General features: G+C 70.4%; 13 protein-coding genes and 1 pseudogene. 5 read left to right on the forward strand and 9 right to left on the reverse strand.

Annotation, left to right across the window (positions count from 1 at the left end):
* Window positions 1–4: 4 nt before the first annotated feature.
* The 3 genes from Prum_RS05145 to Prum_RS05155 are packed head-to-tail and all read right to left on the reverse strand — an operon-like array spanning window position 5 to window position 3,155.
* The gene (locus Prum_RS05145) at window positions 5–829 is read right to left on the reverse strand and encodes a carbohydrate ABC transporter permease (protein WP_173074408.1); all 825 of its coding nucleotides are present in this window, start codon (window positions 827–829) and stop codon (window positions 5–7) included.
* The gene (locus tag Prum_RS05150; protein ID WP_246277656.1) at window positions 826–1,797 is read right to left on the reverse strand and encodes a carbohydrate ABC transporter permease; all 972 of its coding nucleotides are present in this window, start codon (window positions 1,795–1,797) and stop codon (window positions 826–828) included. Before Prum_RS05150 ends, Prum_RS05145 begins: the two co-directional genes overlap by 4 nt.
* The gene (locus tag Prum_RS05155) at window positions 1,794–3,155 is read right to left on the reverse strand and encodes an ABC transporter substrate-binding protein (protein WP_173074410.1); all 1,362 of its coding nucleotides are present in this window, start codon (window positions 3,153–3,155) and stop codon (window positions 1,794–1,796) included. Before Prum_RS05155 ends, Prum_RS05150 begins: the two co-directional genes overlap by 4 nt.
* A 210-nt stretch (window positions 3,156–3,365) precedes the next feature.
* Here Prum_RS05155 and Prum_RS05160 point away from each other — a divergent pair, with 210 nt between their 5' ends.
* Together Prum_RS05160 and Prum_RS05165 are read left to right on the forward strand one after the other, a co-directional pair.
* On the forward strand, window positions 3,366–4,388 hold the full coding sequence (locus Prum_RS05160; RefSeq protein WP_173074412.1) for a LacI family DNA-binding transcriptional regulator: 1,023 nt from the start codon (window positions 3,366–3,368) through the stop codon (window positions 4,386–4,388).
* A 41-nt stretch (window positions 4,389–4,429) separates the two neighbouring features.
* Window positions 4,430–5,392 carry a glycoside hydrolase family 68 protein gene (locus tag Prum_RS05165; RefSeq protein WP_173074414.1) on the forward strand — a complete coding sequence of 321 codons (963 nt, stop codon included), beginning with the start codon at window positions 4,430–4,432 and terminating at the stop codon, window positions 5,390–5,392.
* Window position 5,393: 1 nt separating this feature from the next.
* Here the strand turns inward: Prum_RS05165 and Prum_RS05170 are convergent, their stop codons facing one another.
* Complete coding sequence (locus Prum_RS05170; protein ID WP_173072711.1) at window positions 5,394–5,873, reverse strand: hypothetical protein; 480 nt, start codon at window positions 5,871–5,873, stop codon at window positions 5,394–5,396.
* Between Prum_RS05170 and Prum_RS05175 the strand changes: the two are divergent.
* Window positions 5,821–6,195 (forward strand): annotated as a pseudogene (locus Prum_RS05175) (site-specific integrase); the annotation flags it as partial. The gene Prum_RS05170 and the pseudogene Prum_RS05175 overlap by 53 nt on opposite strands.
* Before the next feature lie 33 nt (window positions 6,196–6,228).
* Here Prum_RS05175 and Prum_RS05180 read toward each other — a convergent pair.
* From Prum_RS05180 to Prum_RS05195, 4 genes are read right to left on the reverse strand one after another with little or no spacing between them, the layout of a single operon-like run.
* On the reverse strand, window positions 6,229–7,413 hold the full coding sequence (locus tag Prum_RS05180) for an ABC transporter permease (RefSeq protein ID WP_218577072.1): 1,185 nt from the start codon (window positions 7,411–7,413) through the stop codon (window positions 6,229–6,231).
* Window positions 7,407–8,087: an ABC transporter ATP-binding protein gene (locus tag Prum_RS05185; RefSeq protein ID WP_173074418.1), complete on the reverse strand. Its 681-nt coding sequence runs from the start codon at window positions 8,085–8,087 to the stop codon at window positions 7,407–7,409. The genes Prum_RS05180 and Prum_RS05185 overlap by 7 nt, the downstream gene beginning before the upstream one ends.
* A complete protein-coding gene (locus Prum_RS05190) occupies window positions 8,084–9,211 on the reverse strand; it encodes a peptidoglycan-binding protein (protein ID WP_218577073.1) in 1,128 nt (375 codons plus the stop codon). Before Prum_RS05190 ends, Prum_RS05185 begins: the two co-directional genes overlap by 4 nt.
* A complete protein-coding gene (locus Prum_RS05195) occupies window positions 9,163–9,648 on the reverse strand; it encodes a hypothetical protein (protein WP_173074422.1) in 486 nt (161 codons plus the stop codon). Before Prum_RS05195 ends, Prum_RS05190 begins: the two co-directional genes overlap by 49 nt.
* A gap of 169 nt (window positions 9,649–9,817) precedes the next feature.
* Here Prum_RS05195 and Prum_RS05200 point away from each other — a divergent pair, with 169 nt between their 5' ends.
* Window positions 9,818–10,387, forward strand: coding sequence for an RNA polymerase sigma factor (locus tag Prum_RS05200; RefSeq protein ID WP_218577074.1), 570 nt, complete (start codon window positions 9,818–9,820; stop codon window positions 10,385–10,387).
* A 5-nt stretch (window positions 10,388–10,392) separates the two neighbouring features.
* Window positions 10,393–11,418, forward strand: a complete 1,026-nt coding sequence (locus tag Prum_RS05205) for a hypothetical protein (RefSeq protein ID WP_173074424.1) — start codon at window positions 10,393–10,395, stop codon at window positions 11,416–11,418.
* 196 nt (window positions 11,419–11,614) lie between these two features.
* Here the strand turns inward: Prum_RS05205 and Prum_RS05210 are convergent, their stop codons facing one another.
* A complete protein-coding gene (locus Prum_RS05210) occupies window positions 11,615–17,371 on the reverse strand; it encodes a DUF6603 domain-containing protein (protein ID WP_173074426.1) in 5,757 nt (1,918 codons plus the stop codon).
* Window positions 17,372–17,380: the final 9 nt, after the last annotated feature.

Here is a 17,380-nt window from a genome sequence, read left to right on the forward strand (position 1 = left end):
TGAGTCAGCCCTTCAAGGAGCCTTGGAGCAGTGCCTTGATGAACTGGCGCTGAAAGATGAGGAACACGATGAGCGTCGGGGTGAGGATGAGCAGGGACCCGGCGCACAGCAGCACCTGGTCGGTCCCCCACTGACCTTGGAACGCGCCGAGTGCGCCGGCCATCGTGCGTTTGGTGGAGTCGTCGACTAGCACGATCGCGAGCAGGAACTGGTTCCAGGTCCACAGGAACAGCAGGATGGTCAGTGACGCGATCGCGGGCCGGGCCAGGGGCACCTGTACGCGCCAGAACATTTGCCAGGTGTTGCTGCCGTCGACGCGAGCGGCGTCGGAGAGTTCGCGGGGGACGTTGATGAAGTGGGCGCGCATCCAGAACACGGCGAAGGGCATGTAGAGGCCGATCAGCGGCAGGATGATCGCCCACCGGGTGTTGAGCAGGCCCAGCTGCTGCACCTGGTAGTAGATGGGCGTGATCACGGCCTCGAACGGCAGGGTGAGGCCGAGCAGGAAGAGCAGGAAGACGAACCGGCCGCCGGGTACGCGCAGGTGGCCGAGGCCGAAGCCGGCCATGGTCGCGATCAACACCGACACGGGCACGACACCGGCCACGATGAGCAGGCTGGAGCGCAGCAACGCCCCCATGTTCGCGACGTTGAACGCGTCGACGAAGTTTCCCCACTGCGGGTCGGTGGGCCAGCTCAGGCCGTCGGGTACGGTGCCGCGCGGCTGCAGGGCGGCGGACAGCATGCTGACGAATGGCAGCAGCGTCACCAGGACGAGAGCGATGAGGAACAGCCGGCTGGTGAGCTGTTCGCGGCGGCTCAGGTTCATCCCTTGTCCTCCCGGGTCAGCCGCTGGATCGGCAGCACGCAGATGAGCACCAGCGCCATCAGCACCACGCCGAGGGCGGAGGCGAGGCCGACCTGGCGCTGGGCGAACGCGAGGCGGTAGATCTCCAGGCCGGGCACGGTGGTTTGCAGGCCGGGGCCGCCGCCGGTGGCGATGTAGACGATGTCGAAACTGGCCAAAGCGGCGATGACGGTGACGGTCAGGCAGACGCCGATCTCCTGGCGCAGGCTGGGCAGGGTGATGGCGAGGAACTCGCGGATCGGGCCGGCTCCGTCGAGGCGGGCCGACTCGTACAGCGCGGGGTCGATCTTGCTCATGCCGGTGATCAGCAGGATCGTGCACAGGCCCAGCAGGACCCAGGCACCGATGAGGCCGACGGAGGGCAGGGCGGTGTCGAACTCCCCCAGCCACGCGCGCGCGAGCCCGTCCAGTCCGATCCCGCGCAGCAGCTGGTTGACCAGGCCCGTCGAGGACAGCAGCCAGCTCCATGCGATGCCGGCCGCGACCAGCGGGATGACCTGCGGCAGGAACAGGATGGTACGCACGGCGGTGCCGAACGGGCCGCTGCTGATCCGGCGCACCAGAGCGGCGATGACCAGGCCGAGACCGACCGGGATGAAGCTGAAGAAGATGATCAGGACGAACGCGTTGCCGACGATCTTCAGCAGGTCGCGGTCGGTGAAGACCGTGACGTAGTTTTCCAGGCCGGCCCAGCGGGCCACGCCGATGCCGTTCCAGTGGTAGAGCGAGTATTGGAACGTCAGCGCCAGCGGCCGGAGCACGAAGATCGCGTACATCAGCAGGGCGGGCAGGACCCACAGCCAGCCGCTCCACCGGGCGAGGCGGAGCCATCGGCGTCGGCGGGGCGGCACGGGCGTCGGGCGGCCCGGGCGGGCCGGCCTGGAAAGGCCGGCCCGCTGGGCTGTCACCCTGCTGGGAGCAGTCGTCACTTGGACAGTTCCTTCTCGTACTCCGCCTGCACGGCCTTCACGTAACCCTCCGGGGTCTGCTGCCCGGCGACCAGCTTCTGCATCTCCGGGGTGATGGCCGAGGCGAAGATGGCGCCGGTGGCGTTGGCGGTGAAGTCCACCGCGCCGTTCTCCGCACCGAGTTGTGCGGACGCCTTGAGCGTCTGGGCCAGCACGGTGCCCTCGGCGGCCGGTGGGACGGCCAGGTTCGGCGGGCCGCCGGGGCTGGTGCCGCCGTTCTTCACGGAGATCTCGCGGGCCTTGTCGTTGGTGTGCACCCAGTTGAGGAAGAACGCGGCGGCGTCCGGGTGCTTGGCCTTGGCGCTGACGCCGAAGGTGTTGGGCGCGGACATCGCCACGTGCTTGGCTCCCGCCGTTTCGCCGGGGAAGAGGAAGAAGCCGACGTTGCCGGGCATGCTCTTGTCGAGATTGGCCGACTCCCAGTCGCCGTTGAACATGAACAGGCCGCCGCCCTTTTGGAACTGGCCCATCATGGCGGTGTAGTCGATCGCGTTCGCGTCCTTGGGGAAGTAGCCGGCCTGGGCCCATTTCTGGATGGTCTGGGTGGCCTTCAGCGCGGCCGGGGTGTCGAACGTGGCGCCCGGCTTCTGGAAGATCCAGTCCGCGATCTGGGCCGGGTCGCCGAACTGGTTCTGCAGCGCCTGGTGCGGGAAGTTGATGCCAGCGGTGTTCTTGTTGAACTGCATGATGGGCTGCACGTTGGCGGCCTTCGCCTTGGCCAGCAGATCCTCGAATTCGGCCACGGTCGCCGGCGGCTGGGTCATGCCCACCTTCTGGGCCAGTTGCTTGTTGTAGAAGACGCCAGTGATGGCGTAGCCGAGCCCCATGGCGTACAGCGAGCCGGTACCGCGCGGCCGGCCACCCTCGGCGACGCGCAGTTGGACCAGCTGGGAGGCCGGGAACTTGTCCCACCCGTACGCCGCGAAGTAGGGGTCGAGGTTCTTCAGTAGGCCGTCCTTGACCAGGTCGACCATCGTGGGCAGCCGGATGATGTCCGGTGCGTTGTCTGAGGCCATCACCCGTGGCGCGTTCTCCACGATAACGGTGAACTGGTCCTCGCGGACGTTGAATTTCACGTTCGGGTGCTGCTTGGTGAACTCCTCGGCGAGCGCCTTCGCGAGGGGGAAGCCGGTTTCGGCGTACATCTCCAAGGTGATCTGCTCGCTGCCGAGCTCGGTGCTGACGGCGGCGCTGGTCTGTCCGGACGGCGACTCCTGCGCGCCCGGCGCGCTGCACGCGGCGACCATCGCCAGGACGGTCAGGGGCGCGGTCAGCGCCACCCTCCGCCGCGACAACCGCCTTGTTCTGTATTCGGGCATCTATGGCTCCTTGCTGGTATCGGCACCCGTCGGCCGCACCCACGGGCGGCGTCGCGCGGGTTCGGGTACCGCTCACCGTGAGCGGGTCAGGTTCGCTAAACTGATTTAGCACGAGCATGGTCGCGGTGGTCAGCGGTGTCAAGGACCATTTCGGCAACGGCTCGGAAATGACTGGTTCACACGCCGACCGCTACGAGATCCGGAGGATCCATGGCGCACAACCGCGTAACCCTGGCGGACGTGGCGCGCCGCGCCGGGCTGTCCAAGACGGCCGCGTCGATGGTGCTCAACGGCCGGGAGGGCACCCGGTTGTCGGCCGAGGCGCACCAGCGGGTCTTCAAAGCGGCCGAGGAACTCGGCTACCGGCCCAACATCGCCGCGCGGAGCCTGCGTACCCGCAAGACCGCCACCATCGCATTCGTGTCCGACATCGTCGCCACCACCCGGTTCGCCAGCGGGCTGATCCGTGGTGCGCTGGACGCCGCCCGCGAGCGAGACCACGTCCTGCTCATCGCCGAAACGCAGGGCGACCCCGCCTTCGAGCAACACGCGATCGACGCCATGCTCGACCGCCAGGTCGACGGTGTCATCTACGCCGCGATGGCCACCCGTCGGCTCACCGTGCCGCCCGCCCTGCTGGCCGGCCCGGTGGTGCTGCTCAACGCCACCAGCCCGAACGGCCTGCCCTGCGTGCTCCCCGACGACGAGCGGGCCGGGTGGACCGCGGTCACCGTGTTGCTGGAAAGCGGACACCGCGACCGGATCGCGGTGATCGGCCGCAACCGGCTCAAGGAGAACGACCCGGAGGTGTCGATGGCCGCCACCGCGCGACTTGCGGGCATCCGCGGCGCTCTTGCCGATGTGGGCGCCGCCGTTCATCGCGAAGTCTCCTGCCCGGACTGGCTGCCGGAGCACGGCTACGCCGCGATGCGGACCCTGCTGCGCAAGCCGGAGCGGCCCACCGCGGTCGTCTGCATGAACGACCGGCTCGCCTTCGGCGCCTACCAGGCCATCGCCGAGGTCGGCCTGAGCGTGCCCCGAGACGTTTCGGTTGTCTCGTTCGACGACGATCCGATCGCCGCGTGGCTGCATCCCGGCCTGTCAACGGTCGCACTCCCCCACGAGCTGATGGGCCGGCGGGCCGTGGATCTCCTCCTGGACGGTACGGGCGCCGGGCCGACCCTCGTGCCGATGTCGTTGCGGCGCCGCAGGTCCATCGCTCCTCCCGCCTGAGCCAATCGCGCTAAATCGGTTCACCTGGTACCTTCCCGCGTATGCTTCGACTGCCAGACCATTGGGTGTGGGACAGCTGGTACGCGCGGGACGACGACGGCGCGTGGCACGTGTTCTTCCTGCGCGCGTCCCGCGCCCTGCTCGACCCGGAACGCCGCCACCACCGCGCCTCGATCGGCCACGCGGTCTCCACCGACCTGCGCTCGTGGCGGCTGCTGCCCGACGCGCTCATCGCTGCCGACTCGCCGGGCTGGGACGACCTGGCGGTCTGGACCGGCTGCACCGTCCACGGACCGGACGGCCGGTGGTACCTGTTCTACACCGGTGTCGGCCGTGCCGAGCGTGGCCTGGTGCAGCGGGTCGGCCTGGCTGTCTCGGACGACCTGACCACCTGGCATCGGCACGGCACCGAGCCGCTGGTGGAGGCGGACCCCACCTGGTACGAGCTGCTGGACCCGGACGCCTGGTACGAGCAGGCATGGCGGGATCCGTGGGTCTTGCCCGACCCTGCCGGCGATGGCTGGCACATGCTCGTCACCGCCCGCGCCAACACCGGCCCGGCGGCGGGTCGCGGCGTCATGGGCCATGCCACTTCCCGCGACCTGCTCCATTGGACGGTCCAGGCACCGCTGTCCGCGCCAGCCGGCTTCGGGCACCTGGAGGTGCCGCAGGTCGCGGTCGTGGACGGCCATCCGGTCCTGCTCTTCTGCACCAACGCCGGGCAGCCGGAGCACCGCATCTGGGTCGCGCCCGGAGCAAGTGTCACCGGAGCGTGGGACGTCGCCGCCGCGCGCCCCTACGCCGACCCACACCTTTACGCGCCGCGCCTGGTGACCGATGTGGACGGCAGCTGGTCGGTCATCGGCTTCCTCGACCGGGTCGACGGCGCTTTCGTCGGCGCGCTGAGCGATCCGATCCCGGTGCGCTACCACCCGGCGGCGGGACTGGTGTCCCGCGCGCCGGGTGCACTCGTGCAATCCACTTCGGACAGCCACGATGGCTGACTCAGATGGACGGCTTGTGCTGGCTGAGCAACCACCGGAGTATGGAGCCGTCCTCATAGGTCGGTCCGTAGGCGGCGTGGTAGTCGGGTAGCGAGAACGCCGCGTCCTCGTACTCGGTGTAGCGCAGCAGCGGCCCGATCTGCTCGGGGGTCTTGGCCCGCGCCGCGTACGCGTTGGTGAGAAGTGTCCGGGTGGTGCGGGCCAGGCTGATGTTCAGCAGATGGTCGTGTACGCCGTGCGTGACCCACAGCGGGATCTCCGCCGCGGCGATCGCGGTCGCCTGGTCCGCGTTCACCGCGAAGCCACCCGTCACCAGCCCACCGGCGAACAGGTCCGGCCGCTTGGCAAACGCGTTCCACAGCAGCCGCGAGCCGTACGAGACGGTCGTGGCGTAGACCCGCCGCTTGTCCACGGCAAAGTCCTTGAGGAACTGGATCGCCGACGAGCACAGCCGATCGACCGTCAAGAACAGCCTTGCCATCCTGGTCAGGGTCATGGAACAAGCGGTCAGAGATGGCATCATCGACCGCAACCCCGCCAGGGTCAGCGGATGGCAACGCGAGTATCAGCAAGCGGAAGACGAGCTGGATGACCCGCGATACCTCGCGCTGCCGGACTGGGAGACCCTGTGCACGCTCGCCGACGCGTTGGTCAAGCGGTCCTATGGGGAGTTCGCCGGATGGGGTGACGTCGTGAAGTACGGTGCGTGCACCGCCGCGCGCATCGGTGAGGTGTCGGGCGTCCGAAAGGAAGACATCGACCGGGGTACGTGGATGTGGACGGTCCGGCGCCAGAAGACCCCGGGCTTCGTGACGACCATGCTCGACGCGGGGATGTCAAGGGGCAGTGAGGGCTTCGGTGGGTGACAGGCGAGCGGCGCGTACGGCGGGATACAGGCCGGCGCCTATCCCGACCACGATGGTCGCGCCGAGACTGCCGGCGGCGGCCCAGATCGGGACCAGCGTCGGCCAGCCGCGCGCCGTCGCATAGGCCGCGGTGATGCCGATTCCCAGCAGGGTGCCGGCGGCCCCGCCGAGCCCGGACAGCAGCAGCGATTCCATGAGGAACTGCAGGCGGATCTGGCCCCGGGTGGCGCCGAGCGAGCGGCGTAGACCCACCTCTGCTCGGCGTTCCAGCACCGAGATGACCATCGTGTTCGCCACTCCGATGCCGCCGATCAGCAGGGCCACGGCTCCGACGCCGAGCAGTTGCGCGCCGAGGGTGTCGTTGGCGGCGCGGCGGGCGGCGAGCGCCTCGGAGGGGCGGGAGATCCGTACCTCGTTCGGTGCGGCGGGGTTGACGCTTGCCCCGAGAACGCCGCGCACCGCCTCCACCCGGGTCTCCACTGCCCGGGTGTAGACGGTAGTCGGGTGGCCGTCGAAGCCAAGGTAGTGCTCGGCCGCTGGCCACCCGACAAGCGCGGCCGCGTCGATCTCTGCGGCGAGTGGGATCGGGTCGAGGATGCCGGCGACGGTGAACCACTCGCCACCGAGCCAGACGCGCAGCCCGGCTCTGCGGATGTCGAGCCGCCGGGCGGCGCCGTCGCCGAGGACGACCGCCGGATACTCGGCCGTCGCAGGGTTGAGCCAGTCGCCGGTGTCGATCCGGCCACGGACCACGTCGAGCAGGTCGAGTTCGGCCGCTAGAACGGCGATGCCGCCGCTTTGGCCGGTGGGCACCAGGTCAGTGCGGTACACCGAGGCCGATACCTTGCCGGTAGCCGATACGCCGGTCACCGGCCCGATCCGGCCGACCATGGTGGTGGCCTCGCGGGGCAGCACCGCCGGCTGGCCGGTGAACGTGGTACCCGGCGTGACCGTCAACAGGTTGGGACCCAACTGGTCAAGAGTTCGGTCGAGTTCGGCGCCCGCGGACACAGAGATGCCGACCACGGAGAGCATTGCCGCGATGCCGATCGCGATCCCGAGGGTGGACAGGAAGACCCGCAGAGGTCGGGCGGCCAGGCCGCCGCCACCGACCCGGAGCACGTCGGCGGGGCTGAGCCGGGCGGGTTTCAGCACAGCGCACCTTCTATGACTCGGCCATCGCACATCCGTACCTGCCGGGGCAGGCTCGCACCCACCTGAAGATCGTGGGTGATCACCACAACCGTGGTGCCCGTCGCGTGCAGCTCGCGCAGGAGTTCGAGCACACCAGCACCCGAGTCCGAGTCAAGGTTTCCGGTCGGCTCGTCGGCGAGGAGCAGCGGTGGTTCGCCGACCACCGCCCGCGCGATCGCGACCCGCTGGCGTTCGCCGCCGGACAGTTCGTGCGCGCGATGATCCAGCCGGTGCTCCAGGCCGACCCGACGCAGCGCCGCGTCCGCGCGCCGCCTGCGCTCCTTGCGTGGTACGCCCGAATAGAGCAGACCGTCGGCTACGGCGTCCCGCACCGGTACGCCGGCGGGCAGGTGGAACTGCTGGAACACGAACCCGATGCGCCGGGCCCGCAGCGCGGACAGTTCCCGATCGGACAGGTCGGCCACGGCGTCGCCGTCGATCTCGACCGAGCCGGACGACGGCCGGTCCAGGGTACCCACCAGGTGGAGCAGGGTCGACTTGCCGGAGCCGGACGGGCCGAGCAGGCCGACGAGTTCGCCTCGGCCGATTGTCAGGCTGACGTCACGGACGGCGGTGACACCGCCGGAGTAGGTCTTGGTCACCCGGTCGAGGGTGACGAGCGGCCGCGCGGTCATTCGGGAGTCCGGATGGTCATACCGGCGTCGATGCCGGCGCCGCGCACCTCGACTCGCCCGTCGGCGAAGAACCCCGCCTCGACCGGCACGATCCGCCAACCAGCGCCGTCCTGCACCTCTAGTCCGTAGCCGCCCTCGGCGAGCGCGAGTAGGGCGACCGTCGGCACGGTCAGCACGTCGGACCGCTGCTGAAGCACATACCGGACCGCGACCGGGGCATTGTCGAAGGCGTTGAGCGCCTGCTGGTCGTTGATGGCCACGGTGACCTGGACCGTGGCCCCCTCGGTACCGCCGCTGCTGCGCTGTCCGGCTCCTGCCTGGCTGTCGTCGATCGACGCGCTCCGACCGACGGCCTTAACGACGCCGGCGACCTCCTTGGCATCGGGAAGCACAACGGTCACCGCGGTGCCCGGCTTCGCCCAGCCGGACTCGGCTACTTTCACCGCAGCGGTAACCATCCGGTTGACCCCGGTGTAGGACAGCATCTCGCCGGTGGCGGCGGCGCCGGGCCGGACCAGGTGCTCGGCGATCCGGATCGGCGCCGCCGCGAAGACGACCTGGGCCGGGTCGATCGTTCCGGTCTCGGTCACGCCGAGGCGGCGCTGCCATCGCTTGACCGCAGCCTCGGTTTCGGCGGAGTACGTCTCGTCGACCGTGAAGCCGGTGAAGCCGAGCTGGCGGAGGTTGTGCTCGAACTGTTCGACGTCGCGGCCTTTGGTGTCCTTGGCAAGCGGACGGAACGCCGGCATCGTGCCGATCAGCAGGACGACCGGCTGATCATCGACCCGGAGCACAATCTGGCCCCGGCCGACCGTCTCGCCGGTCGGGGCCAGCCAGGTTACCGTGCCGGCGGCCTTCACCGGCAGCGACACGGCTTCGCCGTAGCCGAGTTCGGCCTTCACCTCGACCCGCTGGACCAGTGTCTCCCGTTTGATCCGGGTCGTCGCCCGTGCCGCCCGGTCCCCGGCACGGTCGTCGGGCGGCTGGCCGGACCCGCCGATCCCGGCGGCGGCGAAGGCCACCGCGCCGAGGACCGACAGGCCGGCGATACTGAATGCGGCCGTTCGCAGCGCGCTCATCCGCCACCGCTGCCCGGCGAGGGTCGGCCGATGATGTCGGTGCACGCTTCGTACGCCTTCTTGTAGTCGGGATCCTCCTGCGCCTTGAGGTAGGCGGCGCTGTTGTCGCCGCCGCTCGGATCCGGATACGCGGTCACGCCGTTGGTGCGCATGCATTGCGCGAATTCCGCGAGCTTCTCCTTCGCGGCCGGCTGTTGGGTGTCCGGCACGGGCGCGGCGGGTAGGAGCTTGCGGCACTTCTCGTAGGCGGCGCGGTAGCCGGCCGACTGCTCGAGCTCCGCAGGCACCCGCAGCGACCCGTCCGGGGACGGGTCGTCGAGCTGGACACCCTCGGCGCGCATGCATTGCGCGTACTTGGTCAGGTCGGTCTGGGCTGAGGCCGCGACCGATCCGTTCCCGCCTGGTCTGCCCGTGGCCAGGTCCGGCTCTTGGCCGGTATCACACCCGGCGGTGGCGCCGAGCAACAGGGCTACGTAGACCACTACATTCCCGATGGTCCGCGTGAGCGGCAAGAATCCTCCTCGGTTCGGGTCGGTCGACGGGCGCTGAAGGCTGCCCGTACATCCCGTCTTGGACGGACTGCGCCGAAGCGTCACCTCGGTCGGCCGATGTGACGTTTTCCCGCCGGAGTGCGAAGTGGAGGATGTGACCGTGGATCCGCGCCGGAACCTCGCCGAGATGGACGACTGCGACCTGGTCGCGGCGTTCGACGGCGATCCGGAAGCTGTGGAGGAGTTCTACCGCCGGCATGTCCGCGGGTTGACGCGCTACGTCACCCGTGTCGTCGGCGACGGCCACGACGCGGCTGACCTCGTGGCGGCGGCCTTCCTCGCGGCGCTGGAGTCGGCCGCCGGCTTCGATCCCTCCCGCGGTGAGCCGGTCGCCTGGCTGTACGGGATCGCCGCCAATCTGATCGCGGGCCGCAACCGCCGGTCGGGCATCGAGTCGCGGGCGCTGCGACGGCTGTGGGGACGACGGCCGGCGGCACCCGACGACTACGGCCGGGTCGACGAGCAGGTGGACGCCCGCCGTCGCGGCGGTGGCCCGTTGGCGGAGTTGTCCGCCCTGCCACCGGCGGAACGGGAGGTGGTCGCGCTGATTGTGCTCGACGACCTGACCGTGACGGAGGCCGCCGGTGTGCTCGGCATCCGGCCCGCCACCGCCCGAATGCGGTTGGCCCGAGCACGTGACCGTTTCACGAACCGGCCGCAGGAGGGCTGATCCCGATGGCCACCAAGCGCGGACCCGACTACGCCAGTCTCCTGACCGAGGCCGAGCAGCGCACCCTGGACGAGCTGCTGGCCCACGCCCGGACACGGGCGGGAACGACCAACCACACTAAACCGCGATCCTGGGCACGCCCGCCTTCGCGATCGCGCTGGCTGGCGGTCGTAGGCTCGGCCGTCTCGGTACTGGTACTGGCCGGAGTCGGCACGACGATCCGGATCGGGCTGACCGATCGTGGGGACGCCCCAGGCGGTTCCAGCGCCGCCGCCGTCCTGGCCAAGTTGGCCGCCTCGGCGAGCAACGCGCCCGCTGCCGCATTCGCCGCGCCCGATGCGCTGTTCGGCTCGCCCGATCCGGCTGGCCCGGCCTTCGGAGGGCAGCGCCAGCGCACCGTCGACATCGTCGTGACCGGTGCACCTGGACCGTGCTGGATCGATGCGGTAGAGGCCGAAGTGCGCGCCGACTCCACAGGCTCTGCCACGTCCGCGGGTGGCCGCCTGCGGGTCGAGCAGATCACGTTGCCCTCGGTCACGATGAACGTGGCGGGCTGCACCGGGTACGGTCCAAGCCAGCCGGTGGCACGGCCGATGATCGACAAAACGACCGAGGATCTGGCCGACCTATGGGCGCAGGCGCGGAAGACGTTTCCAGCTCTCGGCGACTACGTGAGTCCGAACTGGACAGTTGCTGATGTTCCCGCCACACCCAAGGCGGTCAGCGAGCTGATCGACGCGGCGAGCGAATCCACAGTGGACAATGAACCGTGGTGGCGCTGGTTGACGGCGGCATTCGCGAGTCCGGAGCTTTCCCCCGCCCAACACGGCGCGGCGCTGAGACTGGCCGCGCAGACCGAGAAACTGGTCCTGCTGTCGACGGACGCGCCGACCCTGACCGGTTTGCGAGGAGTCAAGCTGCGTGTGCCAGGCGGGGCAGAACTCATCTTCGAGCCACGGACCGGGGTTCTGCTCCAACGGTCCGTGGTTCGCCAAGACCGGGGCGTGGCCATAACGATCTACCGCCGCTAACGTGCTGACCACGAACGTTCACCGGGTCGGTCGGCAGGCACCGACAACGGGCTGCGGGGAATACGGGAACGCGCGGTGCTGCTGGGCGGCGAGGTGGCCGCCGGCCCCGGGCCGGACGGTGGCTATGTCGTGCGGGCCCGCATCCCCTCGATCTGGCGCAGACCGCATGATCCGCGTGCCCAGGGCCGCATCTGGGTCATCGGCGTGGGATGTCGACCGCCGTCGGCGTGGCGAGCGTGGCGGCGGCGAAGGAGGCGGAGTGGCCGGCCGCCGCCCCTTCCGCGCCGATCCGGGCGGTTGCGGCGGCGGTGACGTCGAGGACCCGCTGGCTGTCCCGGGCGTCGGTGTCGGCGGTGGCGAAGTGGACGGTGTGTATCGGCTGGGTGATGGTCACGCCGCGGATGTCCCCGGCGAAGAGGCAGAGCAGGGTGTCCGGTGCCAGCAGCACCGTCCGCGCCGGCTTGACCGCTTTGGCCGTGATCCGCAGGTCGGGCCAGCCACCGACGACGTGCGAACGGATCAGGAAACCGCTCATCGTGCCCGCCGACGGCACGAGCACGTGCGCCGTCCAGGGGGCGACGGCCGGGCGCGGCACATCGGCCTGGTCGACGACGACCGCGGTGGCGATCTCGCTGGCCAGGGTCCGGTCGAGGTCGACATCGCCGGGCGTGATCCGGCCGAGGCTGAGCGCGCCGTCGAGGAGGGCCGCGATCCAGCCCTCGTGGACGGTGAAGAAACGCAGCGACTCGGCCGGCGCTGCGCCGGCGTCGGGTACCAGGTAGTTGTAGGGAACGCCATTGAGCAGCGCGAGCTCGTCGAGCCAGGCGGCGACCGCGGCCGGGACCGGCGGCGGGGTGCCGTCGGCGCCGGTGCGCAGCTGCTGGGCGCGGCGGCGTTTCCACCGGTACAGCGCGGCCGCGAACGGCTTGCTCGACAGCGCGAGGAGCCGGCCGAGCTGCCAGGCTGCCGCGAAGCCCCGGTCGGCCCCGGCGACGAGTTCGTCGGCGGCGTGCGCCGGCAGCGCCGGGCGCCGCGCGTCGGCGACCGGAACCAGCGGTCCCTGGTACCTGGCGTCGGCGCGTTCGCCGGTCCCGGAGACGTATGGCAGCGCGACCGGCGCGCCGAGCGCGGCCGCGCCGTCCGCGAGGTGCCGCAGCAGCACCTTGAGGTCGCCGCCGGCTTCGATGTCGGTGAAGCGCCAGCTCTTCAGGCTCACCACGCGCACCGTGCCGGTGGCCGTCACCCCGGCCGCGCCGTACAGGTGGCGGACCGAGACCAGGTGGGCGACGTGGGTGGAGTCGGGGCGCGGCAGCCGGTTGGCGATGACCACGGCGCGTTCCACGCCGTCCGCGTCGCGGCGGACGTGCGTGAGCAGCGCCAGGTCGCGGCGCGCGGCGTTCTGCGAAGGCAGAAGACTCGCGGGTACGTCGATGACCGTCAGCTTGTCGTCGTCGAGCTGGGGCTCCGGGGCGTCGGTCTCGTCGAACAGCAGCAGCGCCAGCCACGGCAGGTCGTCGCGGCTCGGGTCGGCGGTGTCCTGCCAGGGCAGTGTGCTGTGGTTGAGCACGATGTGCGGCAGGTCGGCGCGGTAGTGGCCGGCGCTGTTCTCCGGCGGGTAGAGGGCGTAGATCTCGCCGGGATCCAGTTGCGGACGGTTGCCGGCGATGGTGAACGAGACCGTGGTGGTGAACCGCTCCGGCGGTATCCGGCGCGCGGCCGGGGTCGGCTCGTCGGTGGTGACGTCCTGCGTGACCGTGACGTGGTAGGTCCCGACCGGCAGCGTCGGCAGGTGGTACTGGCGCAGCTCCATGCCGCCGACGGCGGCCCGGTCGTCGCCCTCCATCGGGTCGAGTCGCGGCCGTAGCTCGAACCCGCCGAGCAGGTCGCGTACGAGCGCCTCGCCGGTCGGGTCGGGCACCATCGACGCGCCGAGCTCACCCCAGAGTGCGGTGGGCAGGTTGCGCAGCAGCGGGGTGAACCCGAAGTGATGCTCGACGCCGCCGCCGTCGCGGGTCACCTCGACCGTCAGGGCGCTGCGCAGGTGTACACCGTTGTGGCCGGGCGGGACGAGCCGCATCGGCCCCACCGCGATGCCGCCGAGCGGGCGGCGGTGTGGGCTGGTCTGCTGGGCCGGCACCGCGCGCGCGTCGCCGGTGACGAACGGGGTGGGCGTGCCGTCCGCACCGGCGTACAGCTCGGTGACGGCCAGGTCGCCGCGGATCCGTGCGGCGTTCGAGGGGATGACGGTGTCCACCCGCAGGACGAGGCGCTGCGGATCCAGGACGCCGAGGTCGGCGGCGGTGCCGGTGGTGCGGCTGACCAGCCCGGCCGCGGCGGTGACCCCGCACAGGGCGCCCGACGGCAGGAACGAGCGGCGGAACACCGCCCACTCGACCGGCTGCGGCGCCGGCCGGTCCTGCGCGCCGAACGCGATGTCGAACGAGATGATCCAGAGGTTGATGTGCGCGGTACCGGCGAAGTCGGGGCCCCAGATGTGCAGGTCCGCGCCGATGTCGACGGTGATCTGGTGGGTGCCGAAGAACACGAACGTGTACGACACGTTGAGGTCGATGTAGGCGTGCGCGTCGTAGTGGTACGGCTTCCAGGCGATGAGGAAGTCGATGCCGACGCTGAACGCGGCCCGCAGCGCGCCGCTCTGCCAGATGACCTGCAGGTGCCCGCCGGCCATCAGCGCCGACGGGGTCAGCGCCAGGTACGCGTCGGCCTTGATCCCGAGGTTCGCGTCGACCTGCCAGTTGAGCGCCAGCCTCGGCACCTGCGGGTAGTGCGCCGGCACCGGGAACGCCGGGTGGTATCCGCCGATCGTGAGCACGAAGTCGCCGTCGTGCTCGCCGCCGAACCAGTCGTAGAACGCGAACCCGCCGGTGAGCTGCCCGTCTCGCGAGAAGAGGTACGAGGCGGAGGTGAGCTGCCCGCGTACGAAGAGCAGGCCCTCGGCCGGCACGAACGAGGCCCGGATCGCGAGCTGCAGCTCGACCAGCGGCGCCACCTGCCGCTCGGTGAGGTCCGGGCGGGGCGCGACCATCGTCGACAGGCCGAGCAGGTCGAGCTCGAACCGCTCGCCCAGGCCGAGCACGAGCAGCGCGAACGAGTCGACCATCTGGAACGACGAGAACCGGACCCCGATCGCGAGGAACATGTCGCCGGCGGTCGGCGGGATCCAGGTGCGCAGCCCGTCGAGTTGCGTGCGGAGCAGATCCCGCGGCTGGGCGGCGCCGGTGGCCGGCTGCGGGTTGGTCGCGGCCGTGATCAGCGGGAACGTGGCGACCTGGTCGATCGAGGGCATCAGCAGCCGCCGGTTGTAGCCGAAGCCGGCGGCCAGGCCGGTGACCGTGAAGAACGGCGGCCCGCCCAGGGCCTTGTCGAGCACGGCGTAGACGAACATCGACGCCTGCCCGTTGAGGTACACGTAGCCGCCGAGCGCCGCGAGCGCGAAGTCCGCGGTACGGATCAGGGCGGCACCGTCGTACTCGTCGTAGGGCTCGCCGCCGGCCGGCTTGATCGTGGTGCGCAGCAACGCTCCGCCGATCTCCACCGCGCCGCTGCGGTAGTCGACGCCGATGCCGCGCAGGTCGAAGGTCGGCTCGAACCGGTCGATCGGCGACCCGAACGTCAGGCCGTCCAGCGACAGCGTCAGGGCCGCCACGGTGAGCGACGCGTCGAGCCGGAAGAGCACCTTCTTGTCCGCGTACTCGAACCCGATCCGCCCCACGTACACCGGCCCGAACGTCTTCTGCACGTCGAACCAGCGCGTCGTGTCCACTGTGGATACGGCCGGCGCGGGAGCAGTCGACGGGGTGCTGGTGGCGGCCGGGGCAGCGGCCACCGGCAGGGCAAGCTCTTTCGGCGCGGTGTCGCCGAGGTTGAGACGCGCGGTCGCGGTGACGCCGGCGGTGGCGACGGGCAGCGGTGGGACCGCCGCGGGCAGCAGCGCGTTGATCGCGTCGGTCTCGACCGTGGTCAGGTCGCGGGACGCGGCCACGATCCGGAGGCTGTCGACACCCAGCGAGCGGTCCGCCGGGAACAGCTGACCCACCAGCGGAAGGCTGGACAGCCCGAGCTTCGCTCCGAGCTCCAACCCAAGCACGAACGCCGCGCCGGCCTCCTCCCCGGCGCCCACGACGCCAAGGACGACGTCGCGCAGGTCGATCGAGAGGTCGTCCGGGATGAGCTCGCCTGCCTCCTCGGACAGGGCCAGCACGAGATCCCGGACGGAGATCTGGCGTGAGTCGCCGGTGTGGTAATAGGTGGCCGCCATGACCGTCTCCGCCGGGTCCGTCATGACGTGCAGTTCGAAGTCGAGGTCGGCGACGGTGACCCGCCCGGTGAAGCTCTTGCGCCAGCCGCCCGCGACCGGGTCGATCTGGATCGTGACCGTGGTGTCCACAAGCTGGTCGCCGACGCGCAGGGAGGTGACGCAGTCGAACTTGGCGGCGCGGCTCGCGGTGTCCGCGAAGATCCTGAGGCGGTCCAACTCCAGGCTCGCGAGCGCGCCGGGCAGCGTGCTGTCCACGTTGTACAGCTCGACGAGTCGGTCGTGCACGGCGCGCACCGTCAGGGCGCTGCCGGCCAGGCTTTCACAGGTGAACTGCCAGCCACCGCCGCGCGGGTCGTGCTCGGCGAAGACCCGGAAGTCGGCATCGAACACGCTGACATAGCCCTCGATGCTCCCGGCGACGCCGGCCGGGTCCCGCGCGATCGACAGCGTGCATGAGGTGAAGGCGAGCGGCACCGGTCCGATGTGGATGCTCAGGTCGCTGTCGAGCGTGGCGACGAACTCGTAACGGCCGATGTTCGGGATCGCGGCGATACGGAGCTGGGAGAGCTCCATTGTGGGAAACGCCTGTGCCGCTGTCTCGGGAAGGCTCTTGCCGACCAGCGTCCGCAGGTCGACGGTGCGGCCCGGCATCAGGTGGCCGTAAATGGCGAACGTGGGCAGCACCACCCCGACTGCGAAGCTGACGCCGTCGACCGTGATGTGGGTGTCTACGACGACGTTGCGGATGGCGCGCGTGGTCAGATCGAAGGCGACGGTGACTCTGTCGAGCGCGAGCGCGGAGAGGTTGAGCATGTCGAACCCCGCCTGTACTTCGCCGGCCAGGGCGTCGTCGCCGACAAGACGCGCCAGGTCGACGATTCCCGGCCGTGCGTCGCCGGCCGCCGGGACCAGCTCTACCTCCCCCGCACCGTCGTCACGAAGCGTCAACCGGGCGGTGACGGGGAAGTCGCCCAGCTCCGCGGTGCCGTAAACGGCGCCGCTGAACATCTCGACGTTCGGAACCCTGGTCGAGGTCGTCGCCTTGACCTCGACACCGATGCCGGAGAACGTCACGAAGTCGTCGATCAGCGTCCAGCCGTGCTCGGCGAGCGTCGCGCCGGCGACCACCTCGGTGTCCTGCGTGGGCGTCACAGCGAGCACGACGCGCAGGTCGGCAAGGGGCACGGCGGCGAAGATGCCGGTGCCCGCCGGCAGCACGACTCCCCACTGGGAGTCACCGACGAAGTCGACCAGGTCGCTCAACGACACGATCTTGGCAGGCTCGGCGACACGCGTGAGGCTGAGCCGGCCGGACTCGTCGAGGCCGCCGGCTACGTTGACCGCGGCGGCGCCCACGGTCACGAAGCCCTTCAGCCGCAGGGCGACGGTCGGATCGGCGGCGGACTCGGCGGTGAGGACCAGCTCCAGCCAGGTCACGGTCACGGCGCGGGCCGATCCGGTGCCGATGGGCCACAGCTCACTGGGCGTCGCGGTGACCGTGAGCGAGTTCGTGTCGAGGACGAGCTGGGGACCTGGGAGCAGCACCCGCCTCGCCGGAAGCCGGTCGAGCACCGCGGCCAGGGCGGGCACCCCGCAGTTTTCCGCGGTGAGCGGAAGCGTGCCGTCGACGGTGGCCTGTGTGTAACGGTCACTAAGCTCGCGAAGCGTCGCCATTGCGTCCCC

It is taken from the genome of Phytohabitans rumicis, assembly GCF_011764445.1.
GTDB classification, from domain to species: Bacteria; Actinomycetota; Actinomycetes; order Mycobacteriales; family Micromonosporaceae; genus Phytohabitans; species Phytohabitans rumicis.

Bases quoted from the DNA above. Each gene is read 5' to 3' on its own strand.
- Prum_RS05145 (WP_173074408.1), bottom strand. From the start codon at position 829: ATGAACCTGAGCCGCCGCGAACAGCTCACCAGCCGGCTGTTCCTCATC.
- Prum_RS05155 (WP_173074410.1), bottom strand. From the start codon at position 3,155: ATGCCCGAATACAGAACAAGGCGGTTGTCGCGGCGGAGGGTGGCGCTG.
- Prum_RS05160 (WP_173074412.1), top strand. From the start codon at position 3,366: ATGGCGCACAACCGCGTAACCCTGGCGGACGTGGCGCGCCGCGCCGGG.
- Prum_RS05165 (WP_173074414.1), top strand. From the start codon at position 4,430: ATGCTTCGACTGCCAGACCATTGGGTGTGGGACAGCTGGTACGCGCGG.
- Prum_RS05170 (WP_173072711.1), bottom strand. From the start codon at position 5,873: ATGGCAAGGCTGTTCTTGACGGTCGATCGGCTGTGCTCGTCGGCGATC.
- Prum_RS05185 (WP_173074418.1), bottom strand. From the start codon at position 8,087: ATGACCGCGCGGCCGCTCGTCACCCTCGACCGGGTGACCAAGACCTAC.
- Prum_RS05205 (WP_173074424.1), top strand. From the start codon at position 10,393: ATGGCCACCAAGCGCGGACCCGACTACGCCAGTCTCCTGACCGAGGCC.
- Prum_RS05210 (WP_173074426.1), bottom strand. From the start codon at position 17,371: ATGGCGACGCTTCGCGAGCTTAGTGACCGTTACACACAGGCCACCGTC.